Source organism: Pandoraea eparura (assembly GCF_902459725.1).
Lineage (GTDB): Bacteria > Pseudomonadota > Gammaproteobacteria > Burkholderiales > Burkholderiaceae > Pandoraea > Pandoraea eparura.
This window is the reverse complement of the sequence record NZ_CABPSH010000005.1, coordinates 201820-217899: the sequence shown is the minus strand read 5'-3', so window position 1 is coordinate 217899 and position 16080 is coordinate 201820. Positions and strand designations below refer to the sequence as shown.

General features: G+C 64.9%; 15 protein-coding genes. 7 read left to right on the top strand and 8 right to left on the bottom strand.

The features are described 5' to 3' along the window. Positions 1-37 precede the first annotated feature (37 nt). From PEP31012_RS13655 to dctP, 3 genes are read right to left on the bottom strand one after another with little or no spacing between them, the layout of a single operon-like run. On the bottom strand, positions 38-1381 hold the full coding sequence (locus PEP31012_RS13655) for a TRAP transporter large permease (protein WP_150589868.1): 1344 nt from the start codon (positions 1379-1381) through the stop codon (positions 38-40). Then, positions 1378-1968, bottom strand: coding sequence for a TRAP transporter small permease (locus PEP31012_RS13650; protein WP_150589867.1), 591 nt, complete (start codon positions 1966-1968; stop codon positions 1378-1380). The genes PEP31012_RS13655 and PEP31012_RS13650 overlap by 4 nt, the downstream gene beginning before the upstream one ends. Continuing rightward, complete coding sequence (gene dctP, locus PEP31012_RS13645; RefSeq protein ID WP_425494960.1) at positions 1965-3011, bottom strand: TRAP transporter substrate-binding protein DctP; 1047 nt, start codon at positions 3009-3011, stop codon at positions 1965-1967. Before dctP ends, PEP31012_RS13650 begins: the two co-directional genes overlap by 4 nt. 340 nt (positions 3012-3351) lie before the next feature. Between dctP and PEP31012_RS13640 the strand changes: the two genes are divergently transcribed. After that, positions 3352-4023 (top strand): GntR family transcriptional regulator, encoded by a 672-nt coding sequence (locus tag PEP31012_RS13640; RefSeq protein WP_150589866.1) that lies wholly within the window; start codon positions 3352-3354, stop codon positions 4021-4023. A gap of 114 nt (positions 4024-4137) precedes the next feature. On the opposite strand, the gene lgt is transcribed toward PEP31012_RS13640, so the two are convergent. Continuing rightward, the gene (lgt, locus tag PEP31012_RS13635; RefSeq protein ID WP_150589865.1) at positions 4138-5028 is read right to left on the bottom strand and encodes a prolipoprotein diacylglyceryl transferase; all 891 of its coding nucleotides are present in this window, start codon (positions 5026-5028) and stop codon (positions 4138-4140) included. A 199-nt stretch (positions 5029-5227) separates the two neighbouring features. Beyond that, a complete protein-coding gene (locus PEP31012_RS13630; RefSeq protein WP_150589864.1) occupies positions 5228-6175 on the bottom strand; it encodes a LysR family transcriptional regulator in 948 nt (315 codons plus the stop codon). A gap of 228 nt (positions 6176-6403) precedes the next feature. Here PEP31012_RS13630 and ilvD (PEP31012_RS13625) point away from each other — a divergent pair, with 228 nt between their 5' ends. The 3 genes from ilvD (PEP31012_RS13625) to PEP31012_RS13615 all read left to right on the top strand — a co-directional run bounded on the left by ilvD (PEP31012_RS13625) (position 6404) and on the right by PEP31012_RS13615 (position 10782). Next, entirely contained in the window at positions 6404-8272 is a 1869-nt protein-coding gene (gene ilvD, locus PEP31012_RS13625; protein ID WP_150589863.1) for a dihydroxy-acid dehydratase, read from the top strand. Positions 8273-8529: 257 nt separating this feature from the next. Continuing rightward, positions 8530-10203, top strand: a complete 1674-nt coding sequence (gene ilvD, locus PEP31012_RS13620; RefSeq protein ID WP_150589862.1) for a dihydroxy-acid dehydratase — start codon at positions 8530-8532, stop codon at positions 10201-10203. Positions 10204-10401: 198 nt separating this feature from the next. Next, a complete protein-coding gene (locus PEP31012_RS13615) occupies positions 10402-10782 on the top strand; it encodes a c-type cytochrome (protein ID WP_246171282.1) in 381 nt (126 codons plus the stop codon). Between the two features lie 88 nt (positions 10783-10870). Here PEP31012_RS13615 and PEP31012_RS13610 read toward each other — a convergent pair whose 3' ends face one another. From PEP31012_RS13610 to PEP31012_RS13600, 3 genes are read right to left on the bottom strand one after another with little or no spacing between them, the layout of a single operon-like run. Then, complete coding sequence (locus tag PEP31012_RS13610; RefSeq protein WP_150589861.1) at positions 10871-11227, bottom strand: DUF2486 family protein; 357 nt, start codon at positions 11225-11227, stop codon at positions 10871-10873. Beyond that, the gene (locus PEP31012_RS13605) at positions 11227-11643 is read right to left on the bottom strand and encodes a DNA polymerase III subunit chi (RefSeq protein WP_150589860.1); all 417 of its coding nucleotides are present in this window, start codon (positions 11641-11643) and stop codon (positions 11227-11229) included. Before PEP31012_RS13605 ends, PEP31012_RS13610 begins: the two co-directional genes overlap by 1 nt. Next, positions 11640-13151, bottom strand: coding sequence for a leucyl aminopeptidase (locus tag PEP31012_RS13600; protein WP_150589859.1), 1512 nt, complete (start codon positions 13149-13151; stop codon positions 11640-11642). The genes PEP31012_RS13605 and PEP31012_RS13600 overlap by 4 nt, the downstream gene beginning before the upstream one ends. Before the next feature lie 91 nt (positions 13152-13242). Between PEP31012_RS13600 and lptF the strand changes: the two genes are divergently transcribed. From lptF to PEP31012_RS13585, 3 genes are read left to right on the top strand one after another with little or no spacing between them, the layout of a single operon-like run. After that, complete coding sequence (gene lptF, locus PEP31012_RS13595; RefSeq protein ID WP_150589858.1) at positions 13243-14370, top strand: LPS export ABC transporter permease LptF; 1128 nt, start codon at positions 13243-13245, stop codon at positions 14368-14370. After that, positions 14370-15509, top strand: a complete 1140-nt coding sequence (gene lptG, locus PEP31012_RS13590) for an LPS export ABC transporter permease LptG (protein ID WP_150589857.1) — start codon at positions 14370-14372, stop codon at positions 15507-15509. The genes lptF and lptG overlap by 1 nt, the downstream gene beginning before the upstream one ends. Before the next feature lie 10 nt (positions 15510-15519). Then, positions 15520-15900 (top strand): sirohydrochlorin chelatase, encoded by a 381-nt coding sequence (locus PEP31012_RS13585; RefSeq protein WP_150589856.1) that lies wholly within the window; start codon positions 15520-15522, stop codon positions 15898-15900. The last annotated feature ends 180 nt before the right edge of the window (positions 15901-16080 follow it).

Below are 16080 nucleotides of genomic sequence, written 5' to 3'. Positions count from 1 at the left end.
CGCCCGGCACGCAATGCCCCAGTGCATCGAAGTGCCCTCATCCCATCAATCGATCCGGCAGCCACAGCGACAGCCCGGGCAGCGCACAGATGAGGACGACGGCCAGCACCATCAGCACCACGAACGGCATCACGCCCCAGACGATGTCACGCAGCGCGATATCGGGTGCCGTGTTCTTGATGACGAAGATGTTGAGTCCTACGGGCGGATGAATCAAGCCCAATTCCATGACGATCGTCATCACCACGCCAAACCACACCAGATTGAAGCCCGCGGCCCGCAGCGGCGGCAGGATGATTGGCGCGGTCATCAGAATGATACTTACCGGTGGCAGGAAGAAGCCGAGCACGACCACCATCGCCAGAATGGCCGTGAGCAGCACCCAGCGCGACAAATGCAACCCCACGATCCATTGCGCCGCCGACTGGCTGATGTGCAGGTAGCTCATCACGTACGAATAGAGCAGCGACATGCCGATGATGAACATGAGCATGGTCGACTCGCGCAACGTGCCAGTCAGGATCGGCGCGAGCTGGCGGGGGTTCCACATTCGGTAGATCACGGCGATCAGCCCCAACGCGAGCAGACCGCCGAGGCCGGCCGTCTCCGACGGCGTGGCATACCCGCCGTAGAGCGCCGCCATCACGCCGATGAGCAGCGTCACGAACGGCAGCACTCGCGGCAGCAACGCCAGCTTCTCGCGCATCGTGGCCGGCGGCTCGCTCGGAAATGGCGACGGCGTACCGTCGCGGGCCAGTGCCACTTGCGCGTGGGCGTACTCGCGCCGGTAGCGCCAGGCGGCGTAGCACGAGAACAGCCCCACCAGCAGCAGCGCGGGCACGATCCCCGCGAGGAACAGCCGCCCCAGTGACTGCTCGGCCGCCACCGCGTAGAGAATCATCGTGATCGACGGCGGTAGCAGAATGCCTAGCGTGCCGCCCGCCGCGATGATCCCGGCGGCGAATCCGGGCGAATAACCTCGCTGGCGCATCTCCGGAATGCCGGCGCTGCCGATGGCGGAGCACGTCGCCGGGCTCGAACCCGCCATCGCGGCGAACAGCCCGCAGGCGAAGACATTGGCGATGCCCAGGCCGCCCGGAATCCGGCGCATCCACGCGTGCAGCGCCAGATACAGATCCTGCCCCGCGCGCGACTTGCCGATGGCCGCGCCCTTCAGAATGAAAAGCGGGATCGACAACAGCGTGATGCTGGCCATCTCCTCATAGACGTTCTGCGTGATCGTGTCGAGCGACGAGACAGGCATGAAGCCGAGCATGAACGCCACCGCCACGGCCCCCAGCGCAAACGCGATGGGCATGCCCGAAAACATGGCGACGAGCGTCGCGCCGCCATAGAGCAATCCGATGCCGAGCTCGCTCATGCGTGCCCTCCCGTACGATCCGATCCGAGCGGCGCCTCACGGCGCGCCGGCGTTCCCATCTCGGCTGCGCCAATCGCCACTTGCAGCAGCAATTGCACCGTGAGCAACGTCATGCCGAAGGCCATCAGGCCATACGGGATCGACAACGGCGGCCCCCACGTCGAACTGCTCGTCTGACCATCGACATAGGCTTCCCAGAACAGCGTCCACGACTTCCATGCGAAGAAGCCGCAGAACGCGAACGAGACAAGGTCGACGCACCAGCGCCGCACCCGGTTCACGCGCGGCGAGAGCAAGGTCGTGATGGCTTCGATGCCGATATGCCCGCGCAAATGTTGCACATGCGCCGCGGAGACGAAGGTCGCGCCGACCAGCAGGAACACGGCGGCTTCATCCTGCCAGTCGGTGGCGAGCTTGAGCACGTGCCGGGCGAACACGCTGTAACTGAGCACGAGTGCGGCCCCGACCAGCGCCAACATGCACACGACCATGAGCAGACGGCTCACGCCCTGTAACAGGGCGTCGAGCCGCCGCAGCAGTCGAGGGCGTGCCGCCGCCGGGTCCGCGCTCACGACGGCCCCACTCATGCAGGCACCTGCTCGGCGAGCGCGAGCAGTTTCGCGCACGTGTCGGATCGGCCTGCGTAATCCTTCCACGCGGTGCGCCTTGCGATGTCGCGCCACTTCATCACCGTCGCCTCGTCAAGGTCATAGACCTTCGCGCCGGCCTTGGTATAGACGCTGGCGATCTGCGCGTCGTCGGCCTTGGCCGCTTGCGTGCCGAACGACTCGAGTTCCGCGCCCACCTGCAGGATCGCCTGCTGCTGATCCTTGGGCAGCTTGTCGAAGACCGGCTTCGACATCAGCAGCGGTTCGAGCATGAACCAGTACGACTTGTTGCGCCCAGTGGTCAGATGCTTCGAGACCTCTTCAAGACGGAACGACATCAGGCTCGTCGACGAGGTCATCGCCGCGTCCATCGCGCCGGTCTGCATGGCGGCGTAGAGTTCGTTCGACGGCAGCGAAATGACGGCCGCACCGGCCTCCTTGAGCATCATGTCCATCTCGCGGCTACCGCCGCGCACCTTGAGGCCCTTGGCGTCGTCCGGCGAGACGAGCGGCTTGGCTCGGCTCGCGACACCGCCCGCCTGCCAGACCCAGCTCACGATCACGATGTTCTTCTGCGCGAGTACATCGGTGAGCACCTTGCCTATCTCGCCATGGCGCCAGGCGGTGCCCTGCGCGTAGGACGTTACCAGCCCCGGCATCAGGCCGATATTGAGTTCGCGGACTTCTCCGCCCGCATACGGCAGCGGATACAGTGAGAGATCAAGCGCCCCGCGACGCAGCGCCGAGAACTGCGCGTTGGTCTTCATGAGCGAGCTGCCCGGATAGACCTGAAACTTCAGCGCACCGTTGGTACGCTTCTCGACTTCCTGCGCGAATTTGCGACACAGCCGGTCGCGGAAGTCGCCTTCGGTGAGCGTGCCGCCGGGGAATTGATGGGAAATCTTGAGCGGGCCGGACTGCGCAAACGCACTGCCCCATGGGCTGGCCAGACCGCCGGTGACGAGTGCCGAGGCGGCACCGAGCATGAGTTGTCGCCGCAGCGGGGAATGATTTGTCTCCATGGCGTCTCCTGTCACTTCTGTCAGTGGTGAACCAGCGAAGCCCGGTGCCTGACATCGCCCGTTCCGGATCTCACGACGCGAAACGGGTGCACCACCGGCTTGCCGGCACTGCATGTACGGATGACTGCTTTGATTTTGAGTAAGTCGAGTGCGCGAGTTGCCGCTCTCGGGATCAAATCGTATAGTCAATCCCGCATGGCGTATACAAACTGGGCATCGAAAAAATACATTTTCGGCGTATACCCCGATCTTCAAGGCAGGCGTCAAGCGTTACTTTGGCAACCATGAACCCCATCGAACCCCGCACGACGGGACCGAAACACGACCGAGCGAGAGCGTCATGACCGTAAAACCGAAGCGATCGGAAGCGCTGCGCCAGGCGATCGAAGAGAAGATTGCCGTGGGCGAGTATCCGCCCGGCATGCGGCTCGACGAGGTCGAACTGGCGGGCGCGTTCGGCGTGTCGCGCACGCCATTGCGCGAGGCCTTGATTCAGTTGGCGTCGTCGGGGGTCATCGAGATACGGCCGCGACGGGGCGCCGTGGTCGCGCAGATCGATCCGCAGCGGTTGTGCGAAATGTTCGAAGTGATGGCAGAGCTGGAATCAATGTGCGGACGCCTCGCCGCTCGCCGCATCACGGACGACGAACTGGCCGAGTTGCGAGCGACGCACGAGGCCAGCCGGGCGGCGGCCGAGTCGCGGGACATCGACACCTATTACGAAGTCAACGCGCATTTCCATGCGTTGATCTATCAGGCCAGTCACAACGCCTATCTTCAGGAGACGGCGATGCAACTGCACCGGCGGCTGCGCGTGTACCGACGTTTGCAACTACGCGTGCGCGACCGGCCACACCAGTCGTTCTCGGAGCACGACGCCGTGTTTCGCGCCATCGAGGCGGGCGATGCCGACGCCGCTTCCGAACACCTTCGCGCTCACGTCACCGTGCAGGGCGAGCGCTTCGCCGATCTGATGGCCTCATTGCGCGCGCTGGAGCGCAAGGCGAGCTGAAACGCCAACGGGCCGCCGGAAGAAACACCCCCGACGGCCCGTTGCCTGACCCACTGTGATGCGGCGCTTGCCGTTACGCTTGCCGTTACCCTTGCGGTCGCGCTTGTCGTCGCCTTAGGCGTGCGATGCCGCCGTCCGGCGACGATACGCCCACACGAGCATGATGACGCCTGCGACGATCATCGGCATCGACAGCCATTGTCCCATCGACAGGCCGAACGACAGCAGGCCGAGGAACGCGTCGGGCTCGCGCGTGAATTCCGCGAGGAAACGAAAGACGCCATAGCCCATCAGGAACATCGCGGACACCGCGCCCACCGGACGCGCGCGTCGCGCGAAAAACCACAGCAGCAGGAACAGCGCCACGCCTTCGAGCGCGAATTCGAACAACTGCGACGGATAGCGAGGCAGTCCGTGGAACTGCGCAAACACCGCCGCCATCGCCTGATCGGCCATCGCCTGCGGATGCGCCATCGCCCACTGCACGTCTTCGCCCGCCGATTGCGGGAACAGCATCGCGAAGCGCGAATCGGGCGACGTCACACGGCCCCACAATTCCCCATTGATGAAGTTGCCCAGGCGCCCGGCCGCGAGCCCCAGCGGGATCATCGGCGCGATGAGATCGGTGCCTTCGAGCAGCGAGTGCCCGCGACGGCGCGTGAAAAGCCACATGGCGACAAGCACGCCGAGGAAGCCGCCGTGGAACGACATGCCACCTTCCCACACCTTGAAGATGTCGATCGGATTCGCCAGATAAAACGACGGCTTATAGAAGAGCACGTAACCGAGACGTCCGCCAAGAATCACACCGAGCACGCCATAGAACAGCATGTCGTCGAGATCCTGCGCCTTCCAGCCCTGTGCGGCAATGGAAGGCTGGCGCACGCGCACACGCCCCACGACGAGGAACAGAATGAAGCCGACCAGGTACATCAGGCCGTACCAGCGGATGGCGAGCGGGCCGAGATGAATCGCGACCGGGTCGAATTGAGGATGAATCAGCATGGATCAGAAGAATCGATTCGTGAACAAAAGTTCCGTCAGAGGGCGAATGACCGGCCAGGGCAACCCATTGCCGCCATCGAGCGACACGCCAGTCACCGCGCATGCCATGGACGTCGGCCCGGCAGGCTTTGGGATGGGCAGCACGATACCACGAGCGCCCCCGGTCGCGGCACGCCGGCAGACGTTGTCATTGTTACGTTCAGTTGGTCAATGTCGCCCCCGGCGGTGTATGGGCCACGCCGCGCGCCGTTTCGAGAAAACCTTCGAGCACCGGCGTGACTTCGGCCGTGCGCCAGAGCAAGCCCGTCTCGATGAGCGTGCTGGTTTCGCGCAGTGCACGATACCGCACGCCAGTGCGCCGAAGGTGGCATAGCGACTGCGGCACCAGGGCCACGCCCATGCCCGCCGACACCAGACTCACGATGGTCTGCATCTGGATCGCCTCCTGCCCCACGCGTGGCGTGAGACCGAGCGCCGCATAACAGCCCATGATGATGTCGTAGAACGCCGGCGCCACGCGACGCGGAAAAATGACGAGCGGCTCGTCGGCGAAGTCGGCCAGACTCACGGCGTCGCCCGGCAGGGCAACTCCCACGGCGTCTTCACCAGCGGCCATGCCCCGTCCAGCCGGCAGCGCCAGCATCAGCGGCTCACGCACGATCGGCAGGTAGGACAGTTCGTTGGCGTATCGAGCGGGCACCGGCGGGATGAAGAGCCCGGCGTCGATGCGGCCATCCATGAGCGCCTCGACCTGCACGTCGCTCGTCGCTTCGAGCAGTTGCAGGCGCACGCGCGGGTAACGCTTGCCGAACTCGCGCAGCAGCGGCGGCAGAATGCCGTAGTCCGCCGTCGAGACGAAACCCAGCGAGAGCGTGCCCACCTCCCCGTGCGCCAGACCCTGGGCGAACGCCGGCAGCGCATCGGCGTCCGCCAGAATGCGCCGCACCTCGGGCAGCAGTTGCCGCCCGACGGCCGTCAGTTCCACCGAGCGGTTGGTGCGCACGAACAGCGGCGCCCCGAGCGACGCCTCCAGCGCCCGGATCTGCTGCGAGAGTGGCGGCTGGGTCATCGACAGACGTTGGGCGGCGCGACCGAAATGCCGCTCTTCGGCCACGGCAACGAAGTACCGGAGTTGACGGAGATCCATGATATGTTTTTCGACTCAATCCGAGTCAAATAATATATTTGACAAGCATGCAAGGAAAGACGAATCTTGACGTCCGGCCGACACTGGCGTGCCGAGTGGCGTTGGCGGCATCGCCCCCCACTCGCGCGTCCGGACCGATTCCAGAGCGTATCCACGTATTCAGACCATATGACGCCTGGCGGCCCCGTATTTCGTTCATCCCACAAGCCCAGCGTTCCAGAGACGACCATGCCTCAATACCGTTCCCGCACCTCGACCCACGGCCGCAACATGGCCGGCGCCCGCGCCCTGTGGCGCGCCACCGGCATGAAAGACGACGACTTCGGCAAGCCGATCATCGCCGTGGTGAACTCCTTCACGCAGTTCGTGCCGGGTCACGTGCACCTGCGCGATCTGGGCGCCGTGGTGGCCAAAGAGATCGAAGCGGCCGGCGGTGTGGCCAAGGAATTCAACACCATCGCCGTGGACGACGGCATCGCCATGGGCCACGGCGGCATGCTCTATTCGCTGCCGTCGCGCGAGCTGATTGCCGACTCGGTGGAATACATGGTCAACGCGCACTGTGCCGATGCCATGGTCTGCATCTCGAATTGCGACAAGATCACGCCGGGCATGCTCATGGCCGCCATGCGCCTGAACATTCCCGTCGTGTTCGTCTCCGGCGGCCCGATGGAAGCCGGCAAGGTCAAGAATGGCGACGGCCAGGTCATCGCCAAGATCGACCTGATCGACGCCATGATCAAGGCGGCCGACCCGAAGGTCAGCGACGCCGAAGTCGCGGAGATCGAGCGCAGCGCCTGCCCGACGTGCGGCTCGTGCTCTGGCATGTTTACCGCCAACTCGATGAACTGCCTGACCGAAGCCATCGGTCTCGCGCTGCCGGGCAACGGCACCATTGTCGCCACGCACGCCTGGCGTCGCGGGCTGTTCGAGCAGGCCGGCCGCCTCGTGGTCGAGCTGTGCCGTCGCTATTACCAGGAAGACGACGCCTCGGTGCTGCCGCGCAACATCGCGACCAAGGCCGCCTTCGAAAACGCCATGGCGCTCGACGTCGCCATGGGCGGCTCGACCAACACCGTACTGCACTTGCTCGCCGCCGCGCAGGAAGCCGGTGTCGACTTCAAGATGTCCGACATCGACCGCATCTCGCGCAAGGTGCCGTGCCTGTGCAAGGCCGCCCCGGCGACCGACAAGTACCACATCGAAGACGTGCACCGTGCTGGCGGCATCATCGGCATTCTGGGTGAACTCGCACGCGGCGGGCTGCTCGATACGTCGTGCGGCAACGTGCACAGCGGCACGCTCGGCAACGCCATCGCCCAGTGGGATGTGGCCGGCGACGCGGGCGACAAGGCGCAAACGTTCTACAGCGCTGCCCCCGGCGGTGTGCCCACGACCATCGCCTTCAGCCAGTCATCGGTCTACCCGTCGCTCGACCTGAACCGCGAGACCGGGTGCATTCGCGACAAGGAACACGCCTATACGAAGGATGGTGGCTTGGCCGTGCTGTACGGCAACCTCGCCGAGAAAGGCTGTATCGTGAAGACGGCCGGCGTTGACGAATCGCAGTGGGTCTTCACGGGCCGTGCGCGCGTGTACGAAAGCCAGGACGATGCCGTCGACGGCATCCTGGGCGATCAGGTCCAGCCGGGAGACGTCGTCGTGATCCGCTACGAAGGCCCCAAGGGCGGCCCGGGCATGCAGGAAATGCTGTACCCGACGTCGTACCTGAAGTCGAAGGGGCTGGGCAAGACCTGCGCCCTGTTCACGGACGGTCGCTTCTCGGGCGGTTCGTCGGGTCTGGTGATCGGCCACGCGTCGCCGGAAGCCGCCGAAGGCGGCATCATCGGTCTGGTGGAAGATGGCGACGTGATCGAGATCGACATCACCCAGCGCAAGATGCATCTGGCCGTGTCCGACGACGAACTGGCGCGCCGCCGTGCCGCCATGGAAGCCCGTGGCGACCAGGCATGGCAGCCGGCGAATCGCGAGCGTGTGGTGTCGCAAGCACTGCAAGCGTACGCGGCGCTGGCCACCTCGGCCGACCGTGGCGCGGTGCGCGACCTGTCGCAACTGAAGCTGGGCAAGCGCGGATAATGCGACGAAAGCGCCGATTGAACTGATTGAACGGACCAAAGCCATCGGTGCGATCGGCGTGCATCACGGGAGCGGCCGCGCGCGCGGCAGCTCCCGCGCAGACGTTGACGTACAGAAACGCAGTAGTGAAGCAGCAATGACCTTGCGCGGTGCGCCCGGATGACGCGTGTGCCGCCGGCATGACAGCGTGATACAACAACGCTTGTGCGCGACGCTGCGATAGGCTGTGGCGTGGCGCATCCCCACAGGAGACCGTCATGGCATTCAACCGTCGTTCGCGCAATGTCACGCAAGGCGTGGCCCGCTCGCCCAACCGCTCGATGTACTACGCGCTGGGCTACAAGGAAGCAGACTTCGACAATCCGATGATCGGCGTGGCCAACGGCCATTCGACGATCACCCCGTGCAACGCGGGGTTGCAGCGGCTGGCAGACGCCGCCGTCGACGCCATCAAGACCCATCAGGCCAATCCGCAGACGTTCGGCACCCCCACCATTTCCGACGGGATGTCGATGGGCACGGAGGGCATGAAGTATTCGCTCGTCTCGCGCGAAGTCATTGCCGACTGCATCGAGACCGCCGTGCAGGGGCAGTGGATGGACGGCGTGGTCGTCATCGGCGGCTGCGACAAGAACATGCCGGGTGGCATGATCGCGCTGGCGCGCATCAACGTGCCGGGCATTTACGTCTATGGCGGCACGATCAAGCCGGGGCACTGGAAAGGCAAGGATCTCACCATCGTCTCGTCGTTCGAGGCCGTGGGCGAGTTCACCGCCGGGCGCATGACCGAGGCCGATTTCAAGGGCATCGAGCAGAACGCCTGTCCGTCGACCGGCTCCTGCGGCGGCATGTACACGGCCAACACGATGAGTTCGTCGTTCGAGGCGTTGGGCATGTCGTTGCTGTATTCGTCGACGATGGCCAACCCCGATCAGGAAAAGGTCGACTCGGCCGCCGAATCGGCGCGGGTGCTGATCGAAGCGGTCAAGCAGGATCTCAAGCCGCGCGACATCATCACGCGCAAGTCCATCGAGAACGCGGTGGCGCTCATCATGGCCACGGGCGGCTCCACCAATGCGGTGCTGCATTATCTTGCCATCGCGCACGCCGCCGACATCGACTGGAGCATCGACGATTTCGAGCGCATTCGCGAGCGCGTGCCGGTGCTGTGCGACCTGAAGCCGTCGGGCAAGTACGTGGCGACCGACCTGCACAAGGCGGGTGGCATTCCGCAAGTGCTCAAGATCCTGCTCGACGCCGGCCTGCTGCACGGCGATTGCATGACGATCACGGGCAGGACGATCGCCGAAGAACTGAAGGACGTGCCATCGGTGCCGCGCGCCGACCAGCACGTGATCTTCCCGATCGACAAGGCGCTCTACAAGGAAGGGCATCTTGCGATACTCAAGGGCAATCTGGCGGAAGATGGCGCCGTCGCGAAGATCACGGGCCTGAAGAATCCTGTCATCACCGGCCCGGCGCGCGTGTTCGACGACGAGCAAAGTGCGATGGACGCGATCCTCGCCGACAAGATCCAGGCCGGCGACGTGCTCGTGCTGCGCTACCTCGGTCCGAAGGGTGGGCCGGGCATGCCTGAGATGCTCGCGCCGACGTCGGCGATCATCGGCAAGGGACTCGGCGAGACGGTCGGCTTCATTACCGACGGTCGGTTCTCCGGCGGCACGTGGGGCATGGTCGTCGGGCACGTGGCACCGGAAGCGTTCGTGGGCGGCACGATTGCACTCGTGCACGAAGGCGACTCGATCACCATCGACGCGCACAAGCTCCTGCTGCAACTGAATGTGCCGGACGAGGAACTCGCCAGGCGTCGCGCCGCGTGGAAGGCACCGGCCCCGCGGTATACGCGGGGCGTCATGGCCAAGTATGCGGCGCTGGCGCAACCGGCCAACAAGGGGGCGGTGACGGGCTGATCTCGACGCCGGGAAACCCTCACGGCACCGCTAGCCTCCCTGGCAGCGGTGCCGTTTTTATGCATTGCCTCGACGCGTCGGGCGCCGGGCGCGCCACCTTATAATGGCGCGTCGATGCACCTGCCCAACGTCGTCACCCGCGGACGTCCACCTCACGCAGCCTCGCATCGGGACCTCTCAACGATCGGGGAATTTCGAATGAAGGCAATGAACGGCAAGTGGGCCGGGACGATGATCGGGGTGTGGATGCTGATCGCGGTGAGCGCCGCAGTAGCACAGACAAGCCTCCGGTCGACCACCGCCGAACAAGACCCGCCAGACACCCAAGCAATGGACAAGCTTGCCCGCCAGCGCAATTGCATGACTTGTCATGCCGTTGACCGAACGTTGCTCGCGCCGTCGTACCGGGATATCGCCAAACGCTACGCCGGACAGCCTGGCGCCGCCGACAATCTTGCGCGGACCATTGCGGACGGTAGTCGCGGTAAATGGGGGAGTATTCCGATGCCCGCCAGCCCTCAGCTCGCCCCGGGCGAGGCGGGTCGTCTGGCACGCTGGATTCTTGGCCTCGGACACTGAGCCGTCGGACACCGAGGCCTCGGACGCACGGCCGTGAGCGTTGCTGAGCGTTACGGCAAGGCCCGGGCAACCACCGCCCCCTCAAGCGCTACGAGCGAACCTGCTTCGCGACCTCTTCGATCACCGCCTGCCGGATTCGGTCCGGCAATTGCGCCTGCAAGGCATCGGCGACCTGCTTGCCGATCAGTTGCACCAACCACGACGTCTGATCGATCAGCGCGTCGTGACAGCGACGCTCCACCATCGTCGTGATTTCATCGGCCAGTTGCAGCGTAAGGCGCGCGCTCACGCGCTCGGCAAACACCGCGACATCGGCCGGCACGCCCTGCTCGGCTGGCGGTACGACCCGTTCGGCATCCGGTAACGGCGTTGCGTCGCCGGGCGCGAGCACTTCGGTCAGCGTGGGAATGCCGGGATCGGTGCGCTCGGGCTCATTCGTCACCATCAGCCTCTCTGGTCGTAATTGTTCAGGGTATAGCCCCGATCTCGGTAGAACCGATAGCGTTCGCGCGCACCGGACAATTCGTCCGGCGTGTCGCCCACGATCTCGACCACCCGTTCGAAGCGCGCGAAGTGCGTCGGCACGCTGCCCGCCAGATTCAGCAGCACCTGGTGATGCAGCGCCTGTTCGTCAGGCGCGGCCAGCACGACCGGTGTCTGCGGAGCCAGCGGGTCCTGGGTGAAGCAGTGCGGCACGAACTCCAGCGGCGAGAACGTCCAGAGCGTCTGGTCGAACGCGCGCAGCACGTCGGGCTCACCGACGACCACGAGCGTTTGCCCGGCGCCGTAGACCTTGCGCGCGAACCGGCACGCGTAGTCGAGCCGGTTCGCCACGTGCGTGTGGAAATCGACGCGTGTCACCGGGCTTCGCGATCGATCAGGAACTGCGTGAGCAACGGCACCGGACGGCCCGTCGCCCCCTTGGCCGCCCCACTCTTCCATGCCGTCCCGGCGATGTCGAGGTGAGCCCACTCATATTTTTCGGTGAACCGCGACAGGAAGCAGGCCGCGGTCACGCTACCGGCCGGGCGCCCGCCGATGTTCGCCATGTCGGCGAAGTTCGACTTGAGCTGCTCCTGATACTCCTCCTCGACCGGCAGACGCCACGCCGTATCGCCCGTCGTGCGACCGGCCGCCAGCAGTTCGTCGGCGAGCGCATCGCTCTTCGAGAAGAGGCCCGTGTTCACGTGGCCGAGCGCGATGATGCAGGCGCCCGTGAGCGTAGCGACATCGATCACGGCGGCCGGCTTGAAACGTTCGGCGTAGGTGAGCGCGTCGCACAGAATCAGACGGCCTTCGGCGTCGGTGTTGAGCACTTCGATGGTCTGGCCGGACATGCTGGTCACCACATCGCCCGGCTTCGTTGCCCGCCCGCCCGGCATGTTCTCCGTGGCCGGCACGATGGCAATGACGTTGAGCTTGAGGCCCATCTCGGCGACCGCGCGCATCGTGCCGAGCACCGAGGCCGCGCCGCACATGTCGTACTTCATCTCGTCCATACCCTCGCCGGGCTTGATCGAGATGCCGCCCGAGTCGAACGTCACGCCCTTGCCGACCAGCACGATCGGGGCCTGCTTGGCGGCGCCGCCTTCATACTTGAGCACAATGAACTGCGGCGGCTGCACCGACCCCCGGGCGACCGACAGGAACGAGCCCATCTTGAGCGCTTCGATCTGCTTCGGCCCGAGGATGTCGGCCTTGAGCTTGAACTCGCGCGCGAGCTTGCGGGCCGTATCGGCCAGGTACGTCGGCGTGCACACGTTGCCCGGCAGGTTGCCCAGGTCCTTGGTGAGCGCCATGCCGTTGGCAATCGCCTCGCCGTGCCTGGCCGCGACCTTGGCGGCCTTCAGATCGTCGGGGGCCACCGCGAAGAGCACCTTGCGCAGCGCCGTGTTGGCCGGCTCGGCCTTGCTCTTCATCTGCGTGAAACGGTAGGTCGCGTCGCGCAATGCGAGGACCGAGGCACTCACGGCCCAGGCGGTATCGCGCTTGGGCACCGCGGCTTGCGGCAACGTCCAGAGGGCATCGGTCGCGCGCGACGCCAACACGGCGCGCGCCGCGGCGCGCGAGGCTTCGTTGAAGCCCTTGGGCGAGAACTGATCTTCACGGCCCAGACCGACGAACAGCACACGCGCCTGACTCCATCCGGCAACTTCGTGCAGCATCAGTGTGCTACCGAGCTTGCCATCGAGTTCGCCGCGCTTGGCCATGCGTGCGAGCAGGCCCTTGCTCGCGACGTCCAGCGCCTTGGCGAGCCCGGCGAGCGGCTGTTGCTCGAACACGCCGACCACCAGACACTCGGTCTTTGCGTGAGCAAGCCCAGCCTGGCCGGCCTTGGTCGAATCGAAGGCTTTTATGCTAAAGTCCATCGCGCTTTCCTCGGGTAAAATTCGTACGATCCGCAATTATCCGCTTTTTTCCCCGCTCGCCCAACCGCGAGAGCACCCCAATCGCCATCACATGATTTTTCAGCGTTCCCTGCAGCGCGAGCTGAACTACACCGCCGGGGCCGTCTTCATGGTGCTGATCACCGTCATGCTCACCACGATGATGATCCGCATCCTGGGCTTCGCCGCGTCCGGGAAAGCCGACCCGCGCGACGTGCTCGTGCTCATCGGCCTGGCCGTGATCGGCTACCTGGCTGTCATTCTGATCGTGACGCTGTTCGTCTCGATCCTGTTCGTGCTCACCCGTTGGTACCGCGACTCTGAAATGGTCGTGTGGTTCGCCTCGGGCCTGTCGATCGCCCACTTCATCAAGCCGGTGCTGCGCTTTGCCGCGCCCTATCTGGCCGTGATCACGTTCTGCGCACTCGTGGCGTGGCCGTGGGCGAACCAGCAGATTGCCGCGCTCGAAGCCCGCTTCGCCCAACGCGACGATGTCTCGATGATCGCCCCGGGCCAGTTCCGCGAAAGCGCCGCCAGCCACCGGGTGTTCTTCGTCGAGACGGTCTCGCCGGACGCGACCAAGGTGCACAACGTTTTCGTCTCCGGAACCGAGAACGGCAAGGTCAGCGTGGTGGTCTCGAAAGAGGGCCACATCGAAACGGCCAAGGACGGCAATCGCTACATCGTGCTCGAAAAGGGCCGCCGCTACGACGGCGTGCCTGGCCAGCCCGATTACCGCGTGATGGAGTTCGAGCGCTATGGCGTGAAGATCGACAACCCGGCCGTCGCGCCAACCGACAACACCCCGACCAAGGGCGTGCCGACCGCGCGCCTGTTCCGTGAGATCCAGAATCCGATCTTCCGCGGCGAGATTGTCTGGCGTATCGGCCTGCCGCTGCTCGCGCTCGCGCTGGTGTTGCTCGCCGTGCCGCTGGCCTATCAGAACCCGCGCCACGGCCGCACCGTCAACCTGGTCATGGCCGTGCTCATCTATCTCGCCTACACCAACCTGTTGAGCCTGTCGCAGGCGTGGGTGGCGCAAGAGCGCATGCCGCTTGCCATCGGCGTGTGGCTGTTGCACGCGCTCGCCATGGTCATCATCGTGCTGCTTTACGTTCGCCGCGTGCGCTTCCGGGGGCTGATTGGCCGACGCCGTCAGGGCGGCGCCGGCGCAACGCCCGCATCGGGAGGGGCTCGCTGATGCGCATCTATGAGAAATACTTTGCGCGCCAGATCTATCTGGCGTTCCTGTTCGTCCTGCTGGCGTTCGTCGGCCTGTTCGTCTTCTTCGACCTGGTGAGCGAACTGGGCGACGTCGGCCGTGGGGGCTACCGCTTCCAGCACGCCCTCGCCTACGTGCTGCTGTTCGCCCCCCAGCGCATGTACGAAATCATTCCGGTCGCCTCGCTCATTGCCGCCATCTACGTCTGCGCGCAACTGGCGGGGAACTCGGAATTCACGATCTTCCGGGTCTCGGGACTTTCGACGGGACAGGCGCTGCGCTCGTTGCTGAAAATCGGCTTCCCGATCGTGCTGATCACGTTCCTCATCGGCGAGTATGTCGCGCCGAATGCCGAACAGCTCGCGCAGAAGATTCGTCTCGAAGCGCTGGGCAGTTCGGTCTCGGCAGGATTTCGCTCGGGCGTCTGGGTCAAGGACACCGTCGATCAGGACGGCTCGCGCGTCACCCGCTTCATCAACGTCGGCACGCTCAATCCCGACAACACCATCGCCAACGTTCGCATCTACGAATTCGACGACAAGCTGCGTCTGGACAGCGTGCGACTGGCCAAGCTGGGACAGTTTGCCGCACCGGACTACTGGAAGTTGACGGATGTGTCCGAGACCGTCTTCAGCGCGACGGACGACGCCACGGCCAGCACCGATCCGCTGCGCGCCCTGGTGCAGAGCAAGCAGGTGCACATCGACACGGTGCAGATGCGCTCGGAACTGACGCCGCAAATCCTCTCGGTACTGATGGTCTCGCCCGACAACATGGCTATCGGCAGCCTGTACAGCTATATCGGCCACTTGAAGGAAAACCAGCAGAACACCGACCGCTACAACCTCGCGCTATGGCAGAAGCTGCTGTATCCATTTGCCGTTTTCGTGATGATGGCGCTGGCGCTGCCGTTCGCCTACCTGCATGCACGCGCCGGGGCCATCGGCCTGAAGGTGTTTGGCGGAATCATGCTCGGCATGAGCTTCCAGTTGCTCAACACCCTGTTCTCGCACTTGGGCCTGCTCAACACCTGGCCGGCATGGTTCACGGCCGCGTTACCGTCACTCCTCTATCTGGTGCTCGCCATCGCGGCGCTGCGCTGGGTCGACAAACACTGAGCCGCCGATCATGCCCAGCCAACCCGGCATCATCCTGTTCGCCCACGGATCCCGAGACCCACGCTGGGCCGAGCCGTTCGAGCGTCTGCGCGACAAGCTCAGCGCCCGTCGCCCCGACGCCGACGTGCGGCTCGCCTTCCTGGAACTGATGACGCCGTCGCTCGGCGACGCCGTGGCAGCCATGACGTCGGCGGGGACGTCCGACATCACGTTGGTGCCCGTCTTCCTGGGCCAGGGCGGTCACGTGAGACGTGATCTGCCCGCGCTTGCCGATGCGTGCCGCGCCGCACATCCGGGCCTCGATCTGCGCGTGAGCGCCGCCATCGGCGAGGACGACACGGTGCTCGACGCGCTCGCCGACTACTGCAGCAGAATGACGGACGGCCGTTAAGGGAATTCGCCTCAAGCGCGGCAGGGCATCGCCAACATGAAAAACGGCGTCACAGTTCATACTGTGACGCCGTTTTTCGTAGACTGCTCTCGTAAACCCGTCTTCGTAGACCGGCTTTCATCGACCCGTTTTCGTAGGCCGCTACCGGCCCCCACGACACCGGCTGAGGCTCGCCAGCGC

What these genes read in the sequence shown, in the direction of transcription:
- PEP31012_RS13650 (WP_150589867.1), bottom strand. Translation starts at nt 1,968, where the DNA reads ATGAGTGGGGCCGTCGTGAGCGCGGACCCGGCGGCGGCACGCCCTCGA.
- PEP31012_RS13600 (WP_150589859.1), bottom strand. Translation starts at nt 13,151, where the DNA reads ATGGACTTTAGCATAAAAGCCTTCGATTCGACCAAGGCCGGCCAGGCT.
- ilvD (WP_150589862.1), top strand. Translation starts at nt 8,530, where the DNA reads ATGGCATTCAACCGTCGTTCGCGCAATGTCACGCAAGGCGTGGCCCGC.
- PEP31012_RS13640 (WP_150589866.1), top strand. Translation starts at nt 3,352, where the DNA reads ATGACCGTAAAACCGAAGCGATCGGAAGCGCTGCGCCAGGCGATCGAA.
- PEP31012_RS13615 (WP_246171282.1), top strand. Translation starts at nt 10,402, where the DNA reads ATGAAGGCAATGAACGGCAAGTGGGCCGGGACGATGATCGGGGTGTGG.
- PEP31012_RS13610 (WP_150589861.1), bottom strand. Translation starts at nt 11,227, where the DNA reads ATGGTGACGAATGAGCCCGAGCGCACCGATCCCGGCATTCCCACGCTG.
- ilvD (WP_150589863.1), top strand. Translation starts at nt 6,404, where the DNA reads ATGCCTCAATACCGTTCCCGCACCTCGACCCACGGCCGCAACATGGCC.
- lptF (WP_150589858.1), top strand. Translation starts at nt 13,243, where the DNA reads ATGATTTTTCAGCGTTCCCTGCAGCGCGAGCTGAACTACACCGCCGGG.
- PEP31012_RS13655 (WP_150589868.1), bottom strand. Translation starts at nt 1,381, where the DNA reads ATGAGCGAGCTCGGCATCGGATTGCTCTATGGCGGCGCGACGCTCGTC.
- PEP31012_RS13630 (WP_150589864.1), bottom strand. Translation starts at nt 6,175, where the DNA reads ATGGATCTCCGTCAACTCCGGTACTTCGTTGCCGTGGCCGAAGAGCGG.
- lptG (WP_150589857.1), top strand. Translation starts at nt 14,370, where the DNA reads ATGCGCATCTATGAGAAATACTTTGCGCGCCAGATCTATCTGGCGTTC.
- PEP31012_RS13585 (WP_150589856.1), top strand. Translation starts at nt 15,520, where the DNA reads ATGCCCAGCCAACCCGGCATCATCCTGTTCGCCCACGGATCCCGAGAC.
- dctP (WP_425494960.1), bottom strand. Translation starts at nt 3,011, where the DNA reads ATGGAGACAAATCATTCCCCGCTGCGGCGACAACTCATGCTCGGTGCC.
- lgt (WP_150589865.1), bottom strand. Translation starts at nt 5,028, where the DNA reads ATGCTGATTCATCCTCAATTCGACCCGGTCGCGATTCATCTCGGCCCG.